The sequence below is a fragment of the Embleya sp. NPDC001921 genome, from assembly GCF_053594475.1.
In genome coordinates this window covers 14,896-36,920 of the sequence record NZ_JBSFEO010000009.1, presented here as the reverse complement: position 1 = coordinate 36,920, position 22,025 = coordinate 14,896, and the positions used below count along the sequence as shown (strand labels likewise).

At 70.5% G+C, this 22,025-nt stretch carries 19 protein-coding genes; 12 read left to right on the top strand and 7 right to left on the bottom strand.

Features of this window, described 5'->3' with window-relative positions; genetic code table 11:
• Positions 1 to 13: 13 nt before the first annotated feature.
• Genes ACWCPW_RS12920 through sdhC form a run of 4 tightly spaced genes read right to left on the bottom strand, consistent with a single transcriptional unit; the run spans position 14 to position 3,407 of the window.
• A complete protein-coding gene (locus ACWCPW_RS12920; RefSeq protein WP_391585528.1) occupies positions 14 to 796 on the bottom strand; it encodes a succinate dehydrogenase iron-sulfur subunit in 783 nt (260 codons plus the stop codon).
• Entirely contained in the window at positions 793 to 2,550 is a 1,758-nt protein-coding gene (sdhA, locus tag ACWCPW_RS12915) for a succinate dehydrogenase flavoprotein subunit (protein WP_449761611.1), read from the bottom strand. Before sdhA ends, ACWCPW_RS12920 begins: the two co-directional genes overlap by 4 nt.
• A gap of 28 nt (positions 2,551 to 2,578) precedes the next feature.
• Positions 2,579 to 3,025 (bottom strand): succinate dehydrogenase hydrophobic membrane anchor subunit, encoded by a 447-nt coding sequence (locus tag ACWCPW_RS12910; RefSeq protein WP_395866482.1) that lies wholly within the window; start codon positions 3,023 to 3,025, stop codon positions 2,579 to 2,581.
• Position 3,026: 1 nt separating this feature from the next.
• Positions 3,027 to 3,407 carry a succinate dehydrogenase, cytochrome b556 subunit gene (gene sdhC / locus ACWCPW_RS12905; protein WP_360307991.1) on the bottom strand — a complete coding sequence of 127 codons (381 nt, stop codon included), beginning with the start codon at positions 3,405 to 3,407 and terminating at the stop codon, positions 3,027 to 3,029.
• 394 nt (positions 3,408 to 3,801) lie between these two features.
• Between sdhC and ACWCPW_RS12900 the strand changes: the two genes are divergently transcribed.
• The 10 genes from ACWCPW_RS12900 (at position 3,802) to ACWCPW_RS12855 (ending at position 17,982) form a co-directional block, all read left to right on the top strand.
• Positions 3,802 to 5,709: a methylmalonyl-CoA mutase subunit beta gene (locus ACWCPW_RS12900; RefSeq protein ID WP_449761610.1), complete on the top strand. Its 1,908-nt coding sequence runs from the start codon at positions 3,802 to 3,804 to the stop codon at positions 5,707 to 5,709.
• Complete coding sequence (gene scpA, locus ACWCPW_RS12895) at positions 5,706 to 7,922, top strand: methylmalonyl-CoA mutase (RefSeq protein ID WP_395866478.1); 2,217 nt, start codon at positions 5,706 to 5,708, stop codon at positions 7,920 to 7,922. The genes ACWCPW_RS12900 and scpA overlap by 4 nt, the downstream gene beginning before the upstream one ends.
• Positions 7,922 to 8,920: a methylmalonyl Co-A mutase-associated GTPase MeaB gene (gene meaB, locus ACWCPW_RS12890; RefSeq protein ID WP_449761609.1), complete on the top strand. Its 999-nt coding sequence runs from the start codon at positions 7,922 to 7,924 to the stop codon at positions 8,918 to 8,920. Before scpA ends, meaB begins: the two co-directional genes overlap by 1 nt.
• 184 nt (positions 8,921 to 9,104) lie before the next feature.
• Positions 9,105 to 10,313 carry an amidohydrolase gene (locus ACWCPW_RS12885; RefSeq protein WP_449761608.1) on the top strand — a complete coding sequence of 403 codons (1,209 nt, stop codon included), beginning with the start codon at positions 9,105 to 9,107 and terminating at the stop codon, positions 10,311 to 10,313.
• A 399-nt stretch (positions 10,314 to 10,712) separates the two neighbouring features.
• Complete coding sequence (locus tag ACWCPW_RS12880; protein ID WP_449761607.1) at positions 10,713 to 11,822, top strand: BMP family lipoprotein; 1,110 nt, start codon at positions 10,713 to 10,715, stop codon at positions 11,820 to 11,822.
• A gap of 128 nt (positions 11,823 to 11,950) precedes the next feature.
• Entirely contained in the window at positions 11,951 to 13,570 is a 1,620-nt protein-coding gene (locus ACWCPW_RS12875; protein WP_449761606.1) for an ABC transporter ATP-binding protein, read from the top strand.
• Positions 13,567 to 14,901 carry an ABC transporter permease gene (locus tag ACWCPW_RS12870; protein WP_449761605.1) on the top strand — a complete coding sequence of 445 codons (1,335 nt, stop codon included), beginning with the start codon at positions 13,567 to 13,569 and terminating at the stop codon, positions 14,899 to 14,901. The genes ACWCPW_RS12875 and ACWCPW_RS12870 overlap by 4 nt, the downstream gene beginning before the upstream one ends.
• 29 nt (positions 14,902 to 14,930) lie before the next feature.
• The gene (locus tag ACWCPW_RS12865) at positions 14,931 to 16,247 is read left to right on the top strand and encodes an ABC transporter permease (protein WP_449761604.1); all 1,317 of its coding nucleotides are present in this window, start codon (positions 14,931 to 14,933) and stop codon (positions 16,245 to 16,247) included.
• A gap of 4 nt (positions 16,248 to 16,251) precedes the next feature.
• A complete protein-coding gene (locus ACWCPW_RS12860) occupies positions 16,252 to 16,641 on the top strand; it encodes a cytidine deaminase (RefSeq protein WP_449761603.1) in 390 nt (129 codons plus the stop codon).
• A 54-nt stretch (positions 16,642 to 16,695) separates the two neighbouring features.
• Positions 16,696 to 17,982 carry a thymidine phosphorylase gene (locus tag ACWCPW_RS12855; protein ID WP_449761602.1) on the top strand — a complete coding sequence of 429 codons (1,287 nt, stop codon included), beginning with the start codon at positions 16,696 to 16,698 and terminating at the stop codon, positions 17,980 to 17,982.
• Between the two features lie 151 nt (positions 17,983 to 18,133).
• On the opposite strand, the gene ACWCPW_RS12850 is transcribed toward ACWCPW_RS12855, so the two are convergent.
• The gene (locus tag ACWCPW_RS12850; RefSeq protein ID WP_449761601.1) at positions 18,134 to 18,862 is read right to left on the bottom strand and encodes a nitroreductase family protein; all 729 of its coding nucleotides are present in this window, start codon (positions 18,860 to 18,862) and stop codon (positions 18,134 to 18,136) included.
• Between the two features lie 68 nt (positions 18,863 to 18,930).
• On the opposite strand from ACWCPW_RS12850, the gene ACWCPW_RS12845 reads away from it, so the two are divergent.
• Positions 18,931 to 19,329, top strand: a complete 399-nt coding sequence (locus ACWCPW_RS12845; RefSeq protein ID WP_449761600.1) for a winged helix-turn-helix transcriptional regulator — start codon at positions 18,931 to 18,933, stop codon at positions 19,327 to 19,329.
• Between the two features lie 9 nt (positions 19,330 to 19,338).
• On the opposite strand, the gene ACWCPW_RS12840 is transcribed toward ACWCPW_RS12845, so the two are convergent.
• Both ACWCPW_RS12840 and ACWCPW_RS12835 read right to left on the bottom strand, forming a co-directional pair.
• Positions 19,339 to 19,509, bottom strand: a complete 171-nt coding sequence (locus ACWCPW_RS12840) for a hypothetical protein (RefSeq protein WP_449761599.1) — start codon at positions 19,507 to 19,509, stop codon at positions 19,339 to 19,341.
• A gap of 65 nt (positions 19,510 to 19,574) precedes the next feature.
• Entirely contained in the window at positions 19,575 to 20,879 is a 1,305-nt protein-coding gene (locus ACWCPW_RS12835; protein ID WP_449761598.1) for an MFS transporter, read from the bottom strand.
• Positions 20,880 to 20,942: 63 nt separating this feature from the next.
• Between ACWCPW_RS12835 and ACWCPW_RS12830 the strand changes: the two genes are divergently transcribed.
• Positions 20,943 to 21,917, top strand: coding sequence for a LysR family transcriptional regulator (locus tag ACWCPW_RS12830; RefSeq protein WP_449761597.1), 975 nt, complete (start codon positions 20,943 to 20,945; stop codon positions 21,915 to 21,917).
• The last annotated feature ends 108 nt before the right edge of the window (positions 21,918 to 22,025 follow it).

Sequence of the window (22,025 nt, the reverse complement as noted above, 5' to 3'; positions counted from 1 at the left end):
TCGCGTCAATCGATCACACGCGGCGGAAGATCAGCGCGCGCTTGACCTCCTGGATCGCCTTGGTGACCTCGATGCCACGCGGGCACGCCTCGGTGCAGTTGAAGGTCGTGCGGCAGCGCCACACGCCCTCCTTCTCGTTGAGGATCTCCAGGCGCTCCTCGGCGCCCTCGTCCCGCGAGTCGAAGATGAACCGGTGCGCGTTGACGATCGCGGCCGGGCCGAAGTACTGCCCGTCGCTCCAGAACACCGGGCACGACGTGGTGCACGCCGCGCACAGGATGCACTTGGTGGTGTCGTCGAAACGCTCGCGGTCCTCGGGCGACTGCAGCCTCTCGCGCGTCGGCTCGTTGCCCGACGTGATCAGGAACGGCATCACGTCCTTGTACGCCTGCATGAACGGGTCCATGTCGACGACGAGGTCCTTCTCCAGCTTCAGGCCCTTGATCGCCTCGACCGTGATCGGCTTGGCCATGTCCAAGTCCTTGACCAGGGTCTTGCAGGCCAGCCGGTTGCGACCGTTGATCCGCATCGCGTCCGAGCCGCAGATGCCGTGCGCGCACGAGCGCCGGAAGGTCAGCGAACCGTCCTGCTCCGCCTTGATCTTCATCATCGCGGTCAGGATGCGCTCGGTCGGGTCGGCCTCGACCTTGAAGTCCTGCCAGTACGGCTCCGCGTCGGTCTCCGGGTCGAACCGGCGGATCCGCAGCGTGATCGTGATCAGGGTGTGGTCACGCTCGGCGGCCGTGGCTCCGTGCCCCTTGCCGGGCGCGGTCTCTTCCACTACGGCAGTCATCAGTACTTACGCTCCATCGGCTGGTAGCGGGTGACCACGACCGGCTTGTAGCCCAGGCGGATCGAGTGCTCGCCCTTCGCGTCGACCTCGCGGTACGCCATCGTGTGCTTCATGTAGTTCTCGTCGTCGCGCGCCTGGAAGTCCTCGCGCGCGTGCCCGCCGCGGGACTCCTTGCGGTTCTGCGCGCCGACCACCAGGACCTCGGCGAGGTCGAGCAGGAAGCCCAGCTCGATCGCCTCGAGCAGGTCGGTGTTGTACCGCTTGCCCTTGTCCTGGATGGAGACGTCCAGGTAGCGCTTCTGCAGGCTCTTGATGTCCGAGAGCGCCTGCTTGAGCGTCTCCTCGGTGCGGTAGACGCCGGCGTTGGCGTCCATCGTCTCCTGCATCTCGGCACGGATCGCGCCGACCCGCTCGGTGCCCGCGCTGTCCCGCAGCCGCTCGATCAGCTCCACGACCGTGGTCTCGGGGGCCTCCGGCAGCTCGACGAAGTCGTGCGACGTGGCGTATTCGGCGGCGGCGATGCCGGCGCGCCGACCGAACACGTTGATGTCGAGCAGCGAGTTGGTGCCCAGGCGGTTGGAGCCGTGCACCGATACGCAGGCGACCTCGCCGGCCGCGTACAGGCCGGGCACCACCGTGGTGTTGTCCGAGAGCACCTCGGCCTCGACGTTGGTCGGGATGCCGCCCATCGCGTAGTGCGCGGTGGGGTACACCGGGACCAGCTCGGTGGTCGGCTCGACGCCCAGGTAGGTGCGCGCGAACTCGGTGATGTCGGGCAGCTTCTCCTCGATCTGCTCCGCCGGCAGGTGGGTCAGGTCGAGGTAGACGTAGTCCTTGTTCGGACCCGCGCCGCGGCCTTCGAGCACCTCCAGGACCATCGAGCGCGCGACGATGTCACGCGGCGCGAGGTCCTTGATGGTGGGCGCGTAGCGCTCCATGAAGCGCTCGCCGTCCGCGTTGCGCAGGATGCCGCCCTCACCGCGCGCGCCCTCGGTGAGCAGGATGCCCAGGCCCGCCAGGCCGGTCGGGTGGAACTGGTAGAACTCCATGTCCTCCAGCGGCAGCCCGCGGCGCCACGCGATGCCCATGCCGTCACCGGTGAGGGTGTGCGCGTTCGAGGTGGTCTTGAAGACCTTGCCGAAGCCGCCGGTCGCGAAGATCACCGACTTGGCCTGGAACACGTGGATCTCGCCGGTGGCAAGCTCGTACGCCACCACGCCCGAGGTGGTCTTGTTGCCCGCCTCGTCCTCGGCCAGCAGCAGGTCGAGCACGTAGAACTCGTTGTAGAACTCGACGTTCTGCTTGACGCAGTTCTGGAACAGCGTCTGCAGGATCATGTGGCCGGTGCGGTCCGCCGCGTAGCACGAGCGGCGCACGGCCGCCTTGCCGTGGTCGCGGGTGTGTCCGCCGAAGCGGCGCTGGTCGATCCGGCCCTCGGGGGTCCGGGAGAAGGGGAGGCCCATCTTCTCCAGGTCCAGGACGGCGTCGATCGCCTCCTTGCACATGATCTCCGCGGCGTCCTGGTCGGTGAGGTAGTCACCACCCTTGACCGTGTCGAACGTGTGCCACTCCCAGTTGTCCTCCTCGACGTTGGCGAGGGCGGCGCACATGCCGCCCTGCGCGGCGCCGGTGTGCGAACGCGTGGGGTACAGCTTGGTCAGTACGGCGGTACGGCTGCGCTTGCTCGACTCCAGGGCCGCGCGCATGCCGGCGCCGCCCGCGCCGACGATGACGGTGTCGTACTTGTGGGTCTGCATGATGCTCGTTCAGTCCTCGGGGTACTGGTCAGCTGCCGATGTTCGGGTCGAAGGTGAAGATCACCAAGGTCCCCAGGAAAAGCACGATCAGCGCGGACGTGTAGAGCAGCGCCTTGAGCCAGAACCGGGTCTGGTCCCGCTCCGCGTAGTCGTTGATGATCGTGCGCAGACCGTTGACACCGTGCAGCTCGGCGAGCCACAGCATGATGAGGTCCCACGACTGCCAGAACGGCGAGGACCAGCGGCCCGCGACGAACGCGAAGCCGATCTTGGACACACCGCCGTCCAGGACGAGCTGAATGATCAGGTGGCCGATGACCAGGACGACCAGGAGGACACCCGACAGCCGCATGAACAGCCAGCCGTAGAGCTCGAAGTTGGTCTTGGTCGAACGCGGTGAGCGCTTGCTGCGCGGAGACTCGATCGACGGACCGCCGCCGTGGATCTTGGGCGCGTTTTCGATGGTGGCGGACACTTCAGCTCCCGAAGATGGTCTTGATCGAGTGCTGCAGGATCGGGTAGGCACTCCCGGCCATCAGCACGACCCAGACGCCGACGACAGTCCAGAGCATCTGCTTCTGGTAGCGCGGGCCCTTCTCCCAGAAGTCCACCGCGATGATCCGCAGACCATTGAGTGCGTGGAACAGGATGGCCGCGACGAGCCCGTACTCGAGCAGGTTGACGAACGGGTTCTTGTAGATCTCGATCGTCTCGTCGTACGCCTCGGGCGATACGCGAACGAGTGCGGTGTCGAGGACGTGCGCGAACAGGAAGAAGAAGATGAGGACGCCGGTGACTCGATGAGCCACCCATGACCACATGCCTTCCCGGCCGCGGTAGAGCGTTCCAGCCGGCACGGAAACTACCCTCCGGGTGCGGTACAAGGGGGACGCGGCCGGCTGGGAGGGTGTCCGCATTCCGTGTCGGACCCTCTGGTTGTCGGTCGGCCCGGCCGGGTATCGGTCGCCCGGCCCCGGCCATGGTAGCCATCGATGAGGGGGCCTCTTGTGGCAGGGCGCGCGATGTGATCCATTCCGCATGACGGAGTGGAACCATCCGGGTGACCCGGACGTCGAGGGTCACGATTCGCTGACGCCCCGTCAGCACCCGTACGGGTGAAAGCCGCACGGGTGCGGACGAAAGATCGAGGCAAGCGCTGCGCCGCAGGTCGAAGATGTGACCGGCGGGTAGGGCCGGCATCACATCGACAGTGCGTATTCATCGGCCCCGTCGGTCCATACGATGCGACCCATGACGGAGGCTACTGTCGATGGCGGCACGTCTACCGGGTCCACCTTCGCGAGCCAATTCCCGCAGCCCACGCGGGAACAATGGCAGCGCCTCGTGGCCGGCGTGCTCCGCAAATCGAAGGTGCTGGGCGAGAACGACGCGCCCGAGCGCCCCGAAGACCTGCTGGCGACCACTACCTACGACGGCATCAAGCTGTCCCCGCTGTACACGGAGGCGGCCGCCCGGCCGGGCGTGCCCGGGCTGAGTCCGTTCGTCCGGGGCTCGCGCGCGGCCGGACACGCCGCCGACGGCTGGGACGTGCGTCAGTCGCACGCCGACTCCGATCCGGCCCGGACCAACGAGAGTGTGCTCGCCGATCTGGAGAACGGGGTCACGTCCGTCTTCCTGCAGGTGGGCGACGGCGCGCTGGCGCCGGCCGACCTGGCCCGCGCGCTCGACGGCGTGCTGCTCGACCTGGCACCGGTGGCCCTGGCCACCGGTGCCGACTTCGTCGCGGCCGGCGACGCGTTGCTCGCGGTGTTCCGCGCGAGCGGCATCGCGCCGGGCGAGGCGCGCGGCAATCTGGGCGCCGACCCGATCTCGCACCACGCGCGCACCGGGGCGGGCGCGGACCCGGCGGCCGCCGCGGACCTGGCGGCCCGCGCGCACGCCGAGTTCCCGGGCCTTCAGGCCATCGCCGTGGACGGGCAGCCGTACCACGAGGCGGGTGGCTCGGAGGGGCAGGAGCTGGGCGCGGCCACCGCCGCCGGCGTCGCGTACCTGCGCGTGCTGACGGCTGCCGGGCTCGACGTGGACACCGCCCTGGGCCTGGTCGAGTTCCGCTTCGCGGCCACCGCCGAGCAGTTCCCGACCATCGCCAAGCTGCGCGCGGCCCGCCGGTTGTGGGCCCGGGTCGCGCAGGCGTCCGGTGCCTCCCCGGCGGCCGGCGCGCAGCGCCAACACGCGCTCACCTCGTGGGCGATGACCACCCGGCGCGACCCCTGGGTCAACATGCTGCGCACCACGGTCGCCTCCTTCGCGGCCGGCGTCGGCGGCGCGGACGCGGTCACCGTGCGCGCCTTCGACGCCGCGATCGGCCTGTCCGACCCGTTCTCGCGGCGGATCGCCCGCAACACGCAGGCGCTACTCCTGGAGGAGTCGCACCTCGCGCGGGTGATCGACCCGGCCGGCGGCTCGTGGTTCGTCGAGCAGCTCACCGACGACCTCGCGCGCACCGGATGGGCGTTCTTCCAGGAGATCGAACGACGCGGCGGGATCGTCGCGGTGCTCGACTCGGGCTGGCTCGGCGAGCGCCTGGCCGAGGTCCGGACCAAGCGGGACCAGGACATCGCCCACCGGACCGACCCGATCACCGGCGTCAGCGAGTTCCCGAACCTGACCGAGGCGCCCGTGGTGCGCGAACCCGCGCCCGACGTCCCGGTCTCCGCCGCCGGGCTGCCCCGGGTGCGCTACGCCGAGGCGTACGAGTCGCTGCGCGATACCTCTGACGCGCTGCTGGCCGCGTCCGGCGAGCGCCCGAGCGTCTTCCTGGCCACCCTGGGCCCGCTCGCGCAGTACACCGCGCGGGCCGGCTTCGCGACCAACCTGTTCGCCGCCGGTGGCATCGCCGCCGTCGAAGCGGGCATCACCGCGGTGGACGAGGGCGCGGTCGAGCAGATCCTCGAGCGCTGGACGGCGGCCGGCCGCCCGGCGACCGTCGTGCTCGCCTCCTCGGAGAAGCTGTACGCGACCCTGGCGGCACCGGTGACCGCGGCGCTGCGCGCGGCCGGCGCCCGCCGGATCCTGATCGCGGGCCAAAAGGCGCACGGAGCGGACCCGGACGGGTACGTGTACACCGGGTGCGACGCGCTCGACGTCCTGCACGCCACATACCGGACCCTGGCGGAATCCCCGGAGGGGGCGAAATGAGCATTCCCGACTTCACCCAGGTCGAGCTCGACGCGCCCGCGTCCGGTGACCTCGACGCGTGGCGGGACGCCGTGCGCGAGGAGACCGGCAAGGACGCGGACGCGCTGACCCACGACACTCCCGAGGGCATCCCGCTCAAGGCGCTGTACACCGAGGAGGACCTGGAGGGGCTCGACTTCCTGGGCACCTACCCGGGCATCACGCCGTTCCTGCGCGGTCCGTACCCGACGATGTACGTCAACCAGCCGTGGACGATCCGCCAGTACGCGGGCTTCTCCACCGCCGAGGAGTCCAACGCCTTCTACCGGCGCAACCTGGCGGCGGGCCAGAAGGGCCTGTCGATCGCGTTCGACCTGGCCACCCACCGCGGCTACGACTCGGACCACCCGCGGGTGACCGGCGACGTGGGCATGGCGGGTGTCGCGATCGACTCGATCTACGACATGCGCCAACTCTTCGACGGCATCCCGCTGGACCGGATGTCGGTGTCGATGACGATGAACGGCGCGGTGCTCCCGGTGCTCGCGCTCTACATCGTCGCGGCGGAGGAGCAGGGGGTGGCACCGGAACACCTGACGGGGACGATCCAAAACGACGTCCTCAAGGAGTTCATGGTCCGCAACACCTACATCTATCCGCCCAAGCCCTCGATGTCGATCATCTCCGACATCTTCGCGTACACGTCGCAGAAGATGCCGAAGTTCAACTCGATCTCGATCTCCGGCTACCACATCCAGGAGGCCGGGGCCACGGCCGACCTGGAGCTGGCGTACACGCTCGCGGACGGCATCGAGTACCTGCGCGCCGGTGTCGCGGCGGGCCTGGACATCGACGCGTTCGCGCCGCGCCTGTCGTTCTTCTGGGCGATCGGGATGAACTTCTTCATGGAGGTCGCCAAGCTGCGCGCGGCGCGCCTGCTGTGGGCCGACATCGTCAAGTCGTTCGGCGCGAAGAACCCCAAGTCGTTCTCGCTGCGCACGCACTCGCAGACCTCGGGCTGGTCGCTGACCGCGCAGGACGTGTTCAACAACGTGGTGCGCACCTGCCTGGAGGCGATGGCCTCGACCCAGGGGCACACCCAGTCGCTGCACACCAACGCGCTCGACGAGGCGCTCGCGCTGCCGACCGACTTCTCCGCCCGGATCGCGCGCAACACCCAGTTGCTGCTCCAGCAGGAGTCCGGCACGTGCGACGTGATCGACCCGTGGGGCGGCTCGGCCTACATCGAGCGGCTCACCCACGACCTGGCGGTCCGTGCCCGCGAGCACATCGCCGAGGCCGAGCGGGCCGGCGGCATGGCCTCGGCGATCGCCGAGGGCCTGCCCAAGCTGCGGATCGAGGAGGCGGCGGCGCGCACCCAGGCCCGGATCGACTCGGGCCGGCAGTCGGTGATCGGCGTGAACAAGTACCTGGTCGCCAGCGACGAGGCGATCGACGTGCTCAAGATCGACAACAAGGCGGTCCGCGAGGGCCAGTTGGACAAGCTGCGCAGGTTGCGCGAGGAGCGCGACGAGGACGCGGTGCGCCGCGCGCTGGCCGCGCTGTCCGGCGCGGCGCAGGCCGACGTCGAGGGCACCCGGCCGCGCGACCTCGAACACAACCTGCTCGCGCTCGCGGTGGACGCCGCGCGGGCCAAGGCCACCGTCGGCGAGATCTCCGACGCGCTGGAGTCGGCCTACGGGCGCCACCAGGCGCAGATCCGCACGCTGACCGGGGTGTACCGGGAAGAGGTGGGCATGTCGCCGAACGTCGAGACGGCCCGCTCGCTGGTCGCCCGGTTCGAGGAGTTGGAGGGCCGCCGCCCGCGCATACTGGTCGCCAAGATGGGCCAGGACGGGCACGACCGGGGCCAGAAGGTGATCGCCACCGCGTTCGCCGACCTCGGCTTCGACGTGGACGTGGGCGCGCTGTTCCAGACGCCGGGCGAGGTGGCCCGACAGGCGGTCGAGGCGGACGTGCACGTGGTCGGCGTGTCCTCGCTCGCGGCCGGTCACCTCACCCTGGTCCCGGCGCTGCGTCAGGAACTCGCCGCGCTGGACGCCGAGGAGATCATGGTCGTGGTCGGCGGGGTGATCCCGCCCGCCGACGTGCAGCCGCTGCTGGACATGGGCGCCACGGCGGTCTTCCCGCCCGGCACGGTGATCGCGGACGCCGCGGTGGACCTGCTCAGGGGCCTGTACAGGCAGTTGGACCACGAGCTGCCGGTCGACTGATGGCACGCGTGATCGACGTCGGCGCGTACGCCGAGGGCGTGCTCGCGGGCAACCGGACGATCCTGGCCCGGGCGGTCACGCTGGTCGAGTCCACCCGGGCCGACCACCGCGACCTCGCGCAGGAGTTGCTGGTCAAGTTGTTGCCGCACGCCGGCGGTGCCCACCGGGTGGGCATCACCGGCGTGCCGGGCGTGGGCAAGTCCACCTTCATCGAGACGCTGGGCACCCGGCTGACCGGCGAGGGGCACCGGGTCGCGGTGCTCGCGGTGGACCCGTCCTCCTCGCGGCACGGCGGCAGCATCCTGGGCGACAAGACCCGGATGGGCCGGCTCGCGGTGGACGACAACGCGTTCGTGCGCCCCTCGCCGACCGCCGGCACCCTGGGCGGCGTCGCGCGGGCCACCCGCGAGTCGATCGTGCTGATGGAGGCGGCGGGCCACGACGTGGTGCTGGTGGAGACGGTCGGCGTGGGCCAGTCCGAGACCACCGTGGCGAACATGGTCGACTGCTTCCTGTTCCTGACCCTGGCGCGCACCGGCGACCAGCTCCAGGGCATCAAGAAGGGCGTCCTGGAACTGGCCGACGTGGTCGCGGTGAACAAGGCGGACGGCGACTACGCGCTCGCGGCGCGCCGCGCGGCCCGCGAACTGGCGGGCGCGCTGCGGCTGATGCGGCACGCGGGGCAGTCGTGGACCACTCCGGTGCTGACCTGTTCCGGCCTGTCCGGGGAGGGCCTGGACGAGGTCTGGGAGAGCATCCTCAAACATCGGCGGACGCTGGAGGAAACCGGCGAATTGGCCGAATTGCGCCGCCGGCAACAGGTCGACTGGACCTGGGCGACGGTGCACGACTCGCTGCTCGCCGAGTTGCGCGGGCACCCCGCGGTGCGGGCTATCGTGCCCGACCTCGAACGCGACGTCCGCGAGGGCCATCTCACCGCGACGCTTGCCGCGTCTCGCATTCTGGACGCGTTCCATGGGCGGCAAGGGCAGTCCTGATCAATGGGACGCTTGGTTGATACGCGGCCGAGTGGGCAGAAGCCGGCCAATGGCGAAACGGACGGACAGTCATACCCCTACCGGCGGTAGCGCATGCGCCGGCGGGAGGCTTTTTTCTCACCCGAACGGGGGTAATTCGCTCCCTACCACGTCGCGAAGACCGATGCAACGTACTCTTGCGTGGGTGAGCGAATCCCTCCACGCCCAGGCCGCCGCCAAAGCCGCGGCTTTCGCCGACGAGCTGGTCGCCTTTCGACGCGACCTGCACATGCATCCGGAGCTGGGTCGGGAGGAGTTCCGTACCACCGGGCTCATCCGGGAACGGCTGGTACGCGCGGGCCTGAGCCCGCGGCTCCTGCCCGGCACGGGCCTGGTGTGCGACATCAGACCCCAGCGGGCCTCGCCCGGCGCCCGGACCGCGGGCGAGCGGATGATCGCCTTCCGCGGCGACATCGACGCGCTGCCGGTGGACGACGTCAAGGACGTGGCCTACCGCTCGACGGTGCCCGGCCGCGCGCACGCGTGCGGCCACGACGTGCACACCTCGATCCTGCTCGGCACGGGTCTGGTGCTGGCCGAGTTCGCCCGGGACGGGCTGCTGCCCCGGCCGGTGCGACTGATCTTCCAGCCCGCCGAGGAGAAGCTGCCGGGCGGCGCGCTGGACGTGATCAAGGCGGGCGGCCTGGCGGGTGTGTCGGAGATCCACGCGATCCACTGCGACCCCAAGGTCGAGGTCGGCCGGGTCGGGCTGCGCGCCGGCGCGATCACCTCGGCCTGCGACCGGGTGGTGGTCACCCTCACCGGCGCGGGCGGCCACACCGCCCGTCCGCATCGCACCACCGACCTGGTCACCGCGCTGGCCAAGCTCGCCTCGGAACTGCCCTCGGCCTTCTCCCGGCGGATCGACCCGCGCTCGGGCGCGAGCCTGGTGTGGGGGCGGATCCAGTCCGGCTCCGCGCCGAACGTGATCCCGCAGTACGGCGAGTTGGAGGGCACCCTGCGCTGCCTCGACCTGGAGGCGTGGCGACAGGCTCCGGACGTGATGCACGAGCTGGTGGACGCGATCGCCTCGACCTACGGCGCCAAGTGGGAGCTCGAACACCACCGGGGCGTGCCGCCGGTGGTCAACGACCCCGACGCGGTCGCCGCGATGCGTACGGTCGCGACCGGGGTGCTGGGCGCGAGCGCGGTCGAGAGCACCGAGCAGAGCCTGGGCGGCGAGGACTTCTCGTGGTTCCTGGACCAGGTCCCCGGCGAGCTCACCCGGCTCGGCGTGCGACCCGCCGGGCACCCCGTATACGACCTGCACCAGGGGAGTTTCGACGTCGACGAGCGGGCGATCGGGGTCGGTGTCCGACTCTTCGCGGGACTGGCGCTGCGGCCCTTTCGTTGACCCCGACCGGACCGGGTGCGCGCCGCGCGGGCGGGTGCGCCGAGCACGGACGTATGCGGAACTGTTAACCGCCGCGACCCCGGTCCCCGTTCCTCCCGCGTTCGTAAGTCTGTAATGTTCCGACCCGGTGCCGTTCGATCACGTGCGGCACCGGGTCTTTTCCGTCTGTCATGTCGCGGACTGCCCGGTTCCGCGCCGACCCGTCTCTGCTCCGGCTACTCGGCCGGGCTAACGGGGCGTGTTGCGGTGGCGATTCACGGTTTTTGTCGCTCATATTCTTTTACTAGGTATGCTCTCCGACGGCTAGCAGGTCTACGCGCGTTTACCAGGGGTCCAAGCGCGTCAGGGTCTGCATCTGGGAGCAGCGCCCGAAGGGGCGCTCATCGGAAGGAGACACCCGTGCGCCGGGTATCCAAGGTGACCGCGGCTGCGGTCGGCGTCACTCTCGCCCTTACTGCCACCGCCGCGTGCGGTAGCAAGCCCAAGGACGACGACAAGAAGTCGAATTCGGGCAGTGCCACCCCGGGTGGTACGCAGGCGACCAAGATCGACTTCAAGGCATGCATGGTGACGGACACCGGCGGCATCGACGACCGCTCCTTCAACGCCTCCTCGTGGGCGGGTCTGCAGCAGGCCAAGTCGGAGCTCGGCGTCGACGTGAAGTACATCACCTCGAAGACCGAGAACGACTACGTGCCGAACCTGAACAGCCTCGTGAACGACAAGTGCGGCCTGATCATCGCGGTCGGCGGCCTGATGGCCGACGCGACCAAGGCCGCCGCGACGACGCACAAGGACCAGAAGTTCGCGATCGTCGACTCCTCCAGCATCGAGCCGAACGTGCAGGGTCTGCAGTTCAACACGGCCGAGGCCGGCTTCCTCGGCGGCTACCTCGCCGCGGGCTTCTCCAAGACCGGCAAGGTCGCCACCTTCGGCGCGAAGGCCATCCCGCCGGTCACCGTGTTCATGGACGGCTACGTCCAGGGCGTCAAGTACTACAACCAGACCAAGGGCAAGAACGTCCAGGTCATCGGTTGGGACGAGGTCAAGGGCGACGGCTCGCTCACGGAGAAGTTCGACTCGCCCTCCGACGGTGAGCGCACCGCCAACGACTTCATCGCCCAGGGCGCCGACGTGATCATGCCGGTCGCCGGTCAGACCGGTCTCGGTGCGACCTCCGCCGTGCAGAAGAGCAACGGCAAGGCGAGCATCATCTGGGTCGACACGGACGGCTACGAGAGCGCCTCGCAGTACAAGACGGTGTTCCTGTCGACCGTGACCAAGGACATCAAGGGCCAGGTGTTCAACGCGGTCAAGGCCGCGGCGACGAACCAGTTCACCACCAAGTCCACGATCGGCACGCTGGCGAACAACGGGGTCGGCCTGGCGCCGTTCCACGACTTCGACTCGAAGGTCCCCGCCGACCTCAAGAGCGAGCTGGACACGGTCAAGGCCGACATCATCAGCGGCAAGATCAAGATCACCTCGAAGAACCAGCCGAAGAGCTGACTTCGACGATCGGGCGCCGCGGAAGCAGATTCCGCGGCGCCCGTGTCCGTACCGCCCGGGCCCCGCGGGGACCCGGGTCGAACCCGTAGCGGCCCCTCGCGGGGGGCGTAGCCGAGGAGGTCTCCGCGTTGAAGCTCGAACTGCGCGGAATCACGAAACGGTTCGGGTCGCTGGTCGCCAACGACCACATCGACCTGACCGTCGAGCCGGGGGAGATCCACTGCCTTCTCGGTGAGAACGGTGCCGGCAAGTCGACCCTGATGAACGTGCTCTACGGGCTCTACGAGCCCACCGAGGGCGAGATCGTGGTCGACGGCACCCCCCGCAAGTTCCGGACCGCCGGTGACGCGATCGACGCGGGCATCGGCATGGTCCACCAACACTTCATGCTGGTCCCGGTCTTCACCGTCGCCGAGAACGTCATGCTCGGCCACGAGGAGACCAAGCCGCTGGGCTGGCTGGACCGCCGTCGGGCCCGCAAGAAGGTGCTCGACCTCGTCGACGAGTACGGCCTCAAGGTCGACCCGGACATGTTGGTCGAGGACCTCCCCGTCGGTCTGCAACAGCGGGTGGAGATCCTCAAGGCGCTGGTGCGCGACGCCAAGGTGCTCATCCTGGACGAGCCCACCGCGGTGCTCACCCCGCAGGAGACCGAGGAACTGTTCCGGGTGATGCGCGCGCTGCGCGCCTCCGGCCACTCCATCGTGTTCATCACGCACAAGCTCAAAGAGGTCAAGGCGGTCGCCGACCGGATCACCGTGATCCGGCGCGGCAAGGTCGTCGGCACCGCGGACCCCGCCTCCTCGGAGAAGGAACTCGCGTCGCTGATGGTCGGTCGGCCGGTCAAGCTGGTGGTCGACAAGACCGAGGCGAAGCCGGGCGCGGTCCGGCTGGAGATCGACGACCTGACCGTGCTCGACGTCAACGGCCAGGCCGTGGTGGACCGGGTCGACCTGCGCCTGCGCGAGGGCGAGATCCTGGGCATCGCGGGCGTGGACGGCAACGGCCAGAGCGAGTTGACCCAGGCCATCCTGGGTCTGCGTACGCCCGCCGCCGGGAAGATCAGCCTGGACGGCCGGGACCTCGCGGGCCGCACCCCGCGGCAGATCCTCAACTCCGGCGTCGGCTTCGTGCCCGAGGACCGGCAGCACGACGGCATCGTCGGCGACTTCACGGTGGCCGAGAACCTGGTGCTGGACCTGGTCACCCAGCCGCCGTTCGGTCGCCGCGGGTCGATCGACCTGGGCGCGGTGCGCGACAACGCGCGGCAGCGGGTCGAGGAGTTCGACATCCGCACCCAGACCATCGACTCGCCGGCCGGCACGCTGTCCGGAGGCAACCAGCAAAAGGTCGTCGTGGCGCGCGAACTCTCGCGCCCGCTGCGGCTGTTCATCGCCTCGCAGCCCACCCGAGGGGTGGACGTGGGGGCGATGGAATTCATCCACAAGCGGATCGTGGCCGAGCGCGACGTCGGTACCCCGGTGATCATCGTGTCCACCGAGTTGGACGAGGTGGTCGCGCTGGCCGACCGGATCGCGGTGATGTATCGCGGACGGATCGTGGACATCGTGCCGCCCACCACGTCCCGGGGCGACCTGGGTCTGCTGATGGCCGGCGTGATCCCGAACCGGGACGGGGCGGCCCAGGCGAGCGCACCGGCCGGCGCGACCGCGGCGACCACCGGGCGGGACACGGCCGAGACCGCCATCGACAGCGACGCAACCCCGGGGGAGGAGGACCCAGCGTGACCGAGGACAACAAGAGCACGCCCGGCGAGCCGAGCGAGGCGAAGCCGGCCCTGACCGAGAAGACGGCCGGACCGGTGGGGGCGAGCCCGTCGGCGCCGCACAAGCCCTCGCTCGGTCGGGCCGTGCTCGACGCGATCATCACCGGCAACTCGGCCGTGGTGACCTTCCTGGCGATCGTGCTGGCGCTGGTCGTCGGCGGCATCCTGATGATCCTCGCGGACCAGGACGTGCTCGACGAGTACAAGTACTTCTTCGCCGCCCCCGGCGAAGCGCTCTCCAGTTCCTGGACCCTGGTCTCGGACGCCTACACGGCGATGTTCAAGGGCGCGATCGTCAACCCGGACACCTTCTCCGACGGTTCGGTCGAGGACATCTTCCGGCCGATCTCCGAGACGATCACCCAGGCCACGCCGCTGATCTTCGGCGGTCTCGCGGTCTCGATCGCCTTCCGCACCGGGCTGTTCAACATCGGTGCGCAGGGGCAGATCATCGCCGGCGCGGTGTTCGCGTCGTGGGTGGGGTTCGTCGTCGACCTGCCGCCGGTGATCCACCTGGTCTTCGTGATCCTCGCCGGCGTGATCGGCGGCGGGCTGTACGCGGGCATCGCCGGTTTCCTCAAGGCCCGCTACGGCGCGCACGAGGTGATCGTGACGATCATGCTCAACCACATCGCGGTGCTGCTGCTCGGCTGGCTGCTGACCACCGACGCCTTCCGCCGGGGCGGCCAGTCGCAGCCGATCGGCAAGGACGCGAACGACAACGCGGTGCTGCCGAACCTGTTCGGCGACAGCCTGCGGATCCACTTCGGCATCATCCTGGCGCTGGTCGCGGCCGGGGTCTACTGGTGGCTGCTCAACCGCTCCACGCTCGGTTTCGAGCTGCGCGCGGTGGGCTCCAACCCGGAAGCGGCGCGTACGGCGGGCATGAGCGTGGCCCGCGCGCAGATCCTGGCGATGGTGATCGCCGGCGCGATGGCCGGTCTCGCCGGTGTCTCGCAGGTGATGAGCTCGACCAACCCGGCACACACGCTGACCCCTAGCATCGACGCCGGCATCGGCTTCGACGCGATCACCGTGGCCCTGCTCGGCCGCACCAAGCCGCTGGGCACCGTGCTGGCCGCCCTGCTGTTCGGCGCGCTGCGCGCGGGCGGCTCGACCATGCAGGCGTCCGCGAACGTGTCCGTCGACATCGTCATCGTCATCCAGGCCGTGATCGTGCTGTTCGTCGCGGCGCCGCCGCTGGTGCGCTCGATCTTCCGGCTGCGCGGGGCCCGCAAGGGCGCCGAGGGCGGGCCGTTGGCCGCCAAGGAGACCGTGGGGGTCCAGGCATGAGCGAGCGGAATCCTGAAGGAGGCACGCAGGTGGCGGACACCGTGATCGCCCCCCACGTGGAGGCACCGGTGACCCCCACCGGCGAGGCCGCCGACGTGGTGCGGGCCGCGGCTCGCAAGAAGGCCCTGATCACGGGCATCGGCTTCGTCCTGGTCGGGCTGTACGCGCTGTGGGCGTTCGGCTTCGGCACCCAGAGCGGCGTCGACGCGGTCTTCGGGATGAACGTGCCCAACCGCGACACCACCGAGGTCGGCGACCTGTCGCTGCCCGCGCGGGCCGTCGCGATCGCGATGTCCGTGGTGTGCATGATCGCGGGCGGCCTGCGGATCGCGCTGGACCGCTCGCGGGTGGCGATCCGGCTGAGCATCGCGCTGTTCCTGGTCGCGTTCGTGATCGCGTTCCTGGTGTGGGCGGTCGCGGGCAAGCAGATGTCCTTCGCGGGCGCCCTGCAGAACACCCTGCTGGCCGCCGTGCCGCTCGTGCTCGGCGCGCTCGCGGGCGTGATCGGCGAGCGCTCCGGCGTGGTCAACATCGCCATCGACGGTCAGTTCCTGTTCGGCGCGTTCGCCGCCGCGCTCACCGCCTCGGTCACCGGGTCGCTGTGGGCGGGGCTGGCCGCGGGCGCCGTGGCCGGTGGGCTGATCGGCGCCCTGCTCGCGGTCTTCGCGGTGCGCTACCTGGTCGAGCAGGTCGTCCTCGGTGTGGTGATCAACCTGCTGGTCGCCGGCATCACCGGCTTCCTGTACACGCAGCTCCTGCAGAAGGACCCCGAGGGCTACAACAACCCGGGCGTGTTCGAGAACATCCGGATCCCCGGTCTCGCCGACATCCCGGTGATCGGCCCGGTGCTGTTCGACGTGAACATCATCGTGTACCTGATGTACGCGCTGGTCGTGATCGTGCAGCTCGGCCTGTTCCACACCCGCTGGGGTCTGCGGGCCCGCGCGGTGGGCGAGCACCCGACGGCGGCGGACACGGTCGGCATCAAGGTCAACGCGACCCGCTACCGCAACGTGATGATGGCGGGCCTGATCGCCGGCATCGGCGGCGCGTTCCTGACCATCGGCACGGTGGGCACGTTCTCGAAGGACATGACCTCGGGCGCGGGCTACATCGCGCTCGCGGCGGTCATCTTCGGGCGCTGGCGTCCGCTGGGCGCGGTGGCCGCGGCGCTGCTGTTCGGCTTCACGAGCGCGCTGGCCACGTCGTTGCAGCCGCTGAACACCTCGATCCCCAGCCAGTTCCTGCAGATGATGCCGTACGTCGTGACGATCTTCGCGGTGGCCGGTCTGGTCGGCAAGGTGCGCGCGCCCGCGGCGGCCAACAAGCCCTACACGAAGGGCTGACGGGGTGCCGGACATTGATTGGCGCGCGCTGCGGGACGCGGCGACGGCGGCGATGCGGGGCGCGTACGCCCCGTACTCGAAGTATCCGGTCGGCGCCTCGGCGCTGGTGGACGACGGCCGGATAGTGTCCGGGTGCAATGTGGAGAACGCGTCGTACGGTCTCACGCTGTGCGCGGAGTGCGGCCTGGTGTCCGCGCTGCACCTGAGCGGCGGCGGCAGGCTCGTGGCGTTCTGCTGCGTGGACCGCGAGGGGGCGGTCCTGATGCCGTGCGGGCGCTGCCGACAACTGCTGTGGGAGCACGGCGGCGCCGAGATGTTGCTGGAAACCAAGCACGGGGTACGGCCGTTGCGGGAGATCCTGCCGGATGCCTTCGGGCCCGACGATCTTCGCTAGCACGAGCTCGTGACCCGAACAGGTCGCCTCGGCGGCCAAGAGAGAACGGACAGCATGGACGCGATTTCGGTCATCCGTACGAAGCGGGACCGCGGTGAACTGACGGCGGCTCAGATCGACTGGGTGGTCGATGCGTACACGCGCGGCGAGGTCGCGGACGAGCAGATGTCCGCGCTCGCGATGGCCATCCTGCTCAACGGCATGAACGCGACCGAGATCAACCGCTGGACCGACGCGATGATCGCCTCGGGCGAGCGGATGGACTTCTCGGGGCTGTCCCGGCCGACCGCGGACAAGCACTCGACCGGTGGCGTCGGCGACAAGATCACCCTGCCGCTCGCGCCGCTGGTCGCCGCGTGCGGGGTCGCGGTCCCGCAGTTGTCGGGGCGCGGCCTGGGCCACACCGGCGGCACGCTGGACAAGCTGGAGGCCGTGCCCGGGTGGCGGGCGGCGCTGTCCAACGACGCGATGATGCGCGTGCTCGAGGACGTCGGCGCGGTGATATGCGCGGCGGGCGACGGCCTCGCGCCGGCGGACAAGAAGCTGTACGCGCTGCGCGATGTGACCGGCACGGTCGAGGCCATCCCGCTGATCGCCAGCTCGATCATGAGCAAGAAGATCGCCGAGGGCACCGGCGCGCTGGTGCTCGACGTCAAGGTCGGCTCCGGCGCGTTCATGAAGAACCTGGCCGACGCGCGCGAACTGGCGCGCATCATGGTCCGGCTGGGTGTGGACCACGGAGTCAAGACGGTCGCGCTGCTGACCGACATGTCCACCCCGTTGGGGCTGACCGCGGGCAACGCGCTGGAGGTCCGCGAGTCGGTCGAGGTGCTCGCGGGCGGCGGTCCGGCGGACGTGGTCGAGCTGACCCTCGCGCTCGCGCGCGAGATGCTCGCGGCGGCCGGGCAGACCCGGATCGACCCGGCGGACGCGCTGCGCGACGGCTCCGCGATGGACGTGTGGCGCCGGATGATCCGGGCCCAGGGCGGCGACCCGGACGCGAAGCTGCCGGTGGCGCACGAGACCCAGGTGGTCACCGCGGCCTCGTCCGGCCTGCTGACCCGGATGGACGCCTACGAGGTCGGCGTCGCGGCCTGGCGCCTGGGCGCGGGCCGGGCCCGCAAGGAGGAGCGGGTGCAGGCAGGCGCGGGCGTCGAACTGCACGCCAAGCCGGGCGACATGGTCACCGTCGGGCAGCCGCTGATGACCCTGCACACGGACACCCCGGAGCGGTTCGACTACGCGAGCGAGATCCTCGCCGACGCGGTCACGATCGCGCCGGCCGGCACCGCCTTCGAGGCCACCCCGATCCTGATCGACCGGATCGGCCCGACGGCCTGAGGCTGCGCCGCACACGGCCAGGCCCTCGACTCCCGACCGGGAGGCGAGGGCCTGATCGCGTGGGGCGGTGGGCCGGCTCGCGGCGTGCGGGCACCACGCCCCCGCCCCTCTCCCGACAACGGACCCGCCGGGATCACGGAACGGGTCCCGGTCACGACCCCGCGACGCCGTAGCGGCCGTGGAAGACGTTGTGCTCCAGGGCCCGGCGCCCGGGATGGCGCCGCTCCTCGGCCGGTCGGCCGACCGCGACGATCAGCGCGATCGCCAGATCGTCGCGGTCCGCGACGCCGATCGCCCGTTTGACCAGATCCTCGTCCCAGCCGTTCATCGGCGACGTGGCCAGGCCCAGTTCGGTCGCGGCGAGCATGACGTACGTGGCGGCGATCATCGCGTCCTTGACCGCGTACTCGCGCAACAACCCGCGTGCCGCCAGGCCTTGCTGGAATTCCTGCGAGGCGGCGGCGAACATGGTCGCGAACTCGGCGCTCCAGGCGTCGTTGCGGCGGGCGAGCTCGTACACGTCGGCACGCTCCTCGCGCCAGGCCTGCGGCTCGGCGACGAAGACCAGCAGGACCGGCGCCTCCCGGGCCTGCGGTTGACCGCCGGTGGCCTCGATCAGGCCCGCGCGGCCCGCGCCGTCGGTGACCACCACGATCGAACGGTCCTGGAGGTTCCAGCTCGTGGGGGCTTCGACGGCGAGTTCGAGCAGCGCGCGCAGGGTGTCGGCCGGGATGGGCTCGGAGCGGTAGTGGCGGACCGTGCGGCGCGCGCGGATGGCCTCGGCCACCGAGCCGGCCCGGATCGACGTGCCGTTGCCCGAGCCGTGGTGGTCCGACACGTGGTCGGCCGGTGTGCGGATGTTCGACGTGTGGTTGCTCATGGCCATAATTCTTGGAGAGCCACTCTCTAGTGGGAAGTAGGCACTAATTGGTGCGCTACTCTCCCCGTATGGTGACCATCGTCGAATCGGTCGGCCTCCCCGCCGACGTCTACAGCGCCAAGTGCGCGACGCGTCAGGTACTGGACCACATCGCCGGCAAGTGGACGGTGCTGATCGTGGACGCGCTGCGGGACGGCACGATGCGGTACACGGACCTGAGCCGCCGGATCGAGGGGGTGTCGCAGAAGATGCTCACGCAGACCCTGCGCAGCCTGGAGGCGGACGGCTTCGTGCTGCGTACGGTGACCCCGACCATCCCGCCCCGGGTGGACTACGAACTCACCGAACTCGGCCGCAGCCTGGGCGAGCCGATCCGCGCGCTGCGCGAGTGGACCGAGACGCACATCAACGAGATCGAGCGGGCCAGGATCGTGGCCGGCGAGCGCAAGGCGGCCCAGGGCTACTGACCGCGTCGGTCACAGTGCCCGCAGGAGCAGGGCGGCGATCGCCACGGACGAGGCGAGGATCACGAACAGGCAGCCGAGCAGCGCGCAACCCGCGCGCACGGTGTGCGGTCGGTACACCCGGCCGAAGTCGTCGCGGTCGCCCGGGCGGTGCCCCGGGACCGGGTCGTGCCGCTCGTCCATGGCGCCCAGCATGCCAAGGCCGGCCGGGGCCCGCATCGGGCCCCGAACCGGCCCGCGCGCACCGCTCAGGCGGTGGAGCGCGCGGGGTGCGCGCGGGGCCGCCGCCGGATCGCCGCGGGCGCCGTCGCCGCGCCGGTCACCCGGCCCCTGAGCCCGAGGGCGACCCACCCCGCCGCCGCCATCAGCACCAGCACGAGCAGCACCGCGCCCGCCCAGCCGTGGCCGTGGAAGGCGACGCCGCCGATCGGGCCACCCGCGCTCGCGCCGAGGTAGTAGGCCGCCAGATACAGCGCGGACGCCTGCGCGCGGCCCTCGGTGACCCGCAGGCCCACCGCCGAACTGGCCGCCGAGTGGCCCGCGAAGAAGCCCGCCGTGAGCACGATCAGGCCCACCACGACCAGCGCCAGGTTGTCCGGCAGGGTCAGCAGCGCACCCGCGGCGGTGATCGCCGCCGCGGCCCACAACGTCGCGCGGTGCCCGATCCGGCCGACCAGCCGACCCGACGCGGCCGAACTGAAGGTGCCCGCCAGGTAGATCACGAAGATCGCGCCGACCACCGTCTGCGGCAGCCCGAACGGCTCGGCGAGCAGCCGGTAGCCGAGGTAGTTGTAGACCGTGCCGAACGCCGCCATGAAGACCATGCCGAGCAGGTACAGCCGGCGCAGCACCGGATCCGCCACGTGCGAGCGCAGTACGCCGGTGAGTTGCCGGGCGGTCATGGTCGACGGGGTGAAGTTGCGCGACGGCGGCAGCAACACCCGGAAGGCGATCGCCGACCCGAGCGCCAGCAGGCCGACCGCCACCAGCGCGACCCGCCATCCGCCCAGGTCCGACGCCAGGCCGGTGACCAGTCGGCCGCCCATGCCGCCGATGCTGTTGCCCGCCACGTACAGCCCCATCGCCGAGCCGAGCGAGGGGCCGTCGACCTCTTCGGCGAGGTAGGCCATCGCGGTCGCGGGCAGTCCGGCCAGCGCCACGCCCTGCACCGCGCGCAGCACGACCAGGGTGCCGAAGTCCGGTGCGAACGCGGCCAGTACGCCCAGCAGGGCCGCGCCGAACACGGAGATCGTCATCACCCGGGAGCGGCCCCACCGCTCGGACAACATGCTCACCGGGATCACCGCCAGAGCCAGTGCGCCGGTGGTCACCGACACGGACAGGCTGGCCGTCGCCGGGTCCAGGTGGAACCCGTCGGACAACTCCGGCAGCAGCGTCTGGGTGGCGTAGAGCATCGCGAAGGTCGAACAGCCAGCGGCGAACAGTGCCAGGTTGACCCGACGGTAGGCGCGCGAACCGCGCGTGTGCCGGACGGGAGCGGTGGTCGGGTCGGTGGTTGGGGCGGGGTCCGAAGCACTGTTCGAAGCGGGCATGTGTACGAAACTAGGCCGCGCCCTTTCATGCGTCCAATGCATGTTTAGGGAAGAATCCATGCCGTGTCGTATGACAGCAGATCAGCCGAGGTTTCCGCGGCCATCGCCCCGCTCCTGACCCAATTCGCCGCGGTCGCACGCGAGGAGCACATCACTCGGGCCGCCGCCGGGCTGGGTGTTCCGCAGCCCACGCTCAGCCGCACGATGGCCCGACTGGAGGCCGACGTGGGTGTCCCGCTGCTGGCCCGGACCGGTCGCGGGGTCGCGCTCACCCGGCAGGGTCACACCCTGCTCGGCTACGTGGAACAGGCGCTCGCGCTGCTGGAGCGCGGGCTGGACGAGGTGATCGAGGACGCGGGCGGGGCGCGCGGCAAGGTCGCGTTCGGGTTCCTGCACACGATGGGCCCCGAGGCGGTGCCCGGCCTGCTGCGCGCCTTTCGGGTGCACCACCCCGGGATCCGGTTCCAGTTGGTCCAGGACTCCGCCTCGGCGATGTTGGAGCGGATGCGGGCCGGCGAACTCGACCTGTGCCTGACCGCTCCGCTGCCGGACGCGCCGGACCTGGCCGTGCGCGCGCTGGACGTTCAGCGGCTCTACCTGGTGGTGCCGGCCGACCATCGGCTCGCGCACCGCCGTCGGGTGCGCTTGGCCGAGGCGGCCGAGGAGGTGTTCGTGTGCATGGAGCCGGGCTACGGGATGCGCCGGATCACCGACGCGCTGTTCGCCGAGGCGGGGTTCGTGCCCAGGATCGCCTTCGAGGGCGAGGAGGCCGAGACGCTGCGCGGCCTGGTCGCGGCGGGCCTGGGCGTCTCGCTGCTGCCCGCCCCCGACGCCCCGCGCCCGGGCACCGTGCACCTGGCCGTCACGGCCCCCCGCGCCTTCCGCACCATCGGCCTCGCCTGGATGCCGGCCCGGCCCGAAACCACCCCCGTACGCCTGTTCCGCGAATTCGCCCTCGGCCGCCGCGGCCACCTGCTGCACCCCGAGCACGCCCACCCCGCCCCCACGACCCGACCGCCGGCACAGGCCGCCCCGTAGGCCGGCGCCAAAGCCACTCCGTAGGTCACCGCCAAAGCCCCCGTGGGCCGGCGCCAAAGCCACCCCGACAAAGAGCGGGTGATCTACGCGCGTAGGCAGTAAAGTCCT

Coding starts and splice junctions, on each gene's coding strand:
- sdhA (WP_449761611.1), bottom strand. CDS start 2,550: ATGCAGACCCACAAGTACGACACCGTCATCGTCGGCGCGGGCGGCGCC.
- ACWCPW_RS12900 (WP_449761610.1), top strand. CDS start 3,802: ATGACGGAGGCTACTGTCGATGGCGGCACGTCTACCGGGTCCACCTTC.
- scpA (WP_395866478.1), top strand. CDS start 5,706: ATGAGCATTCCCGACTTCACCCAGGTCGAGCTCGACGCGCCCGCGTCC.
- meaB (WP_449761609.1), top strand. CDS start 7,922: ATGGCACGCGTGATCGACGTCGGCGCGTACGCCGAGGGCGTGCTCGCG.
- ACWCPW_RS12855 (WP_449761602.1), top strand. CDS start 16,696: ATGGACGCGATTTCGGTCATCCGTACGAAGCGGGACCGCGGTGAACTG.
- ACWCPW_RS12850 (WP_449761601.1), bottom strand. CDS start 18,862: ATGAGCAACCACACGTCGAACATCCGCACACCGGCCGACCACGTGTCG.
- ACWCPW_RS12845 (WP_449761600.1), top strand. CDS start 18,931: ATGGTGACCATCGTCGAATCGGTCGGCCTCCCCGCCGACGTCTACAGC.
- ACWCPW_RS12840 (WP_449761599.1), bottom strand. CDS start 19,509: ATGGACGAGCGGCACGACCCGGTCCCGGGGCACCGCCCGGGCGACCGC.
- ACWCPW_RS12835 (WP_449761598.1), bottom strand. CDS start 20,879: ATGCCCGCTTCGAACAGTGCTTCGGACCCCGCCCCAACCACCGACCCG.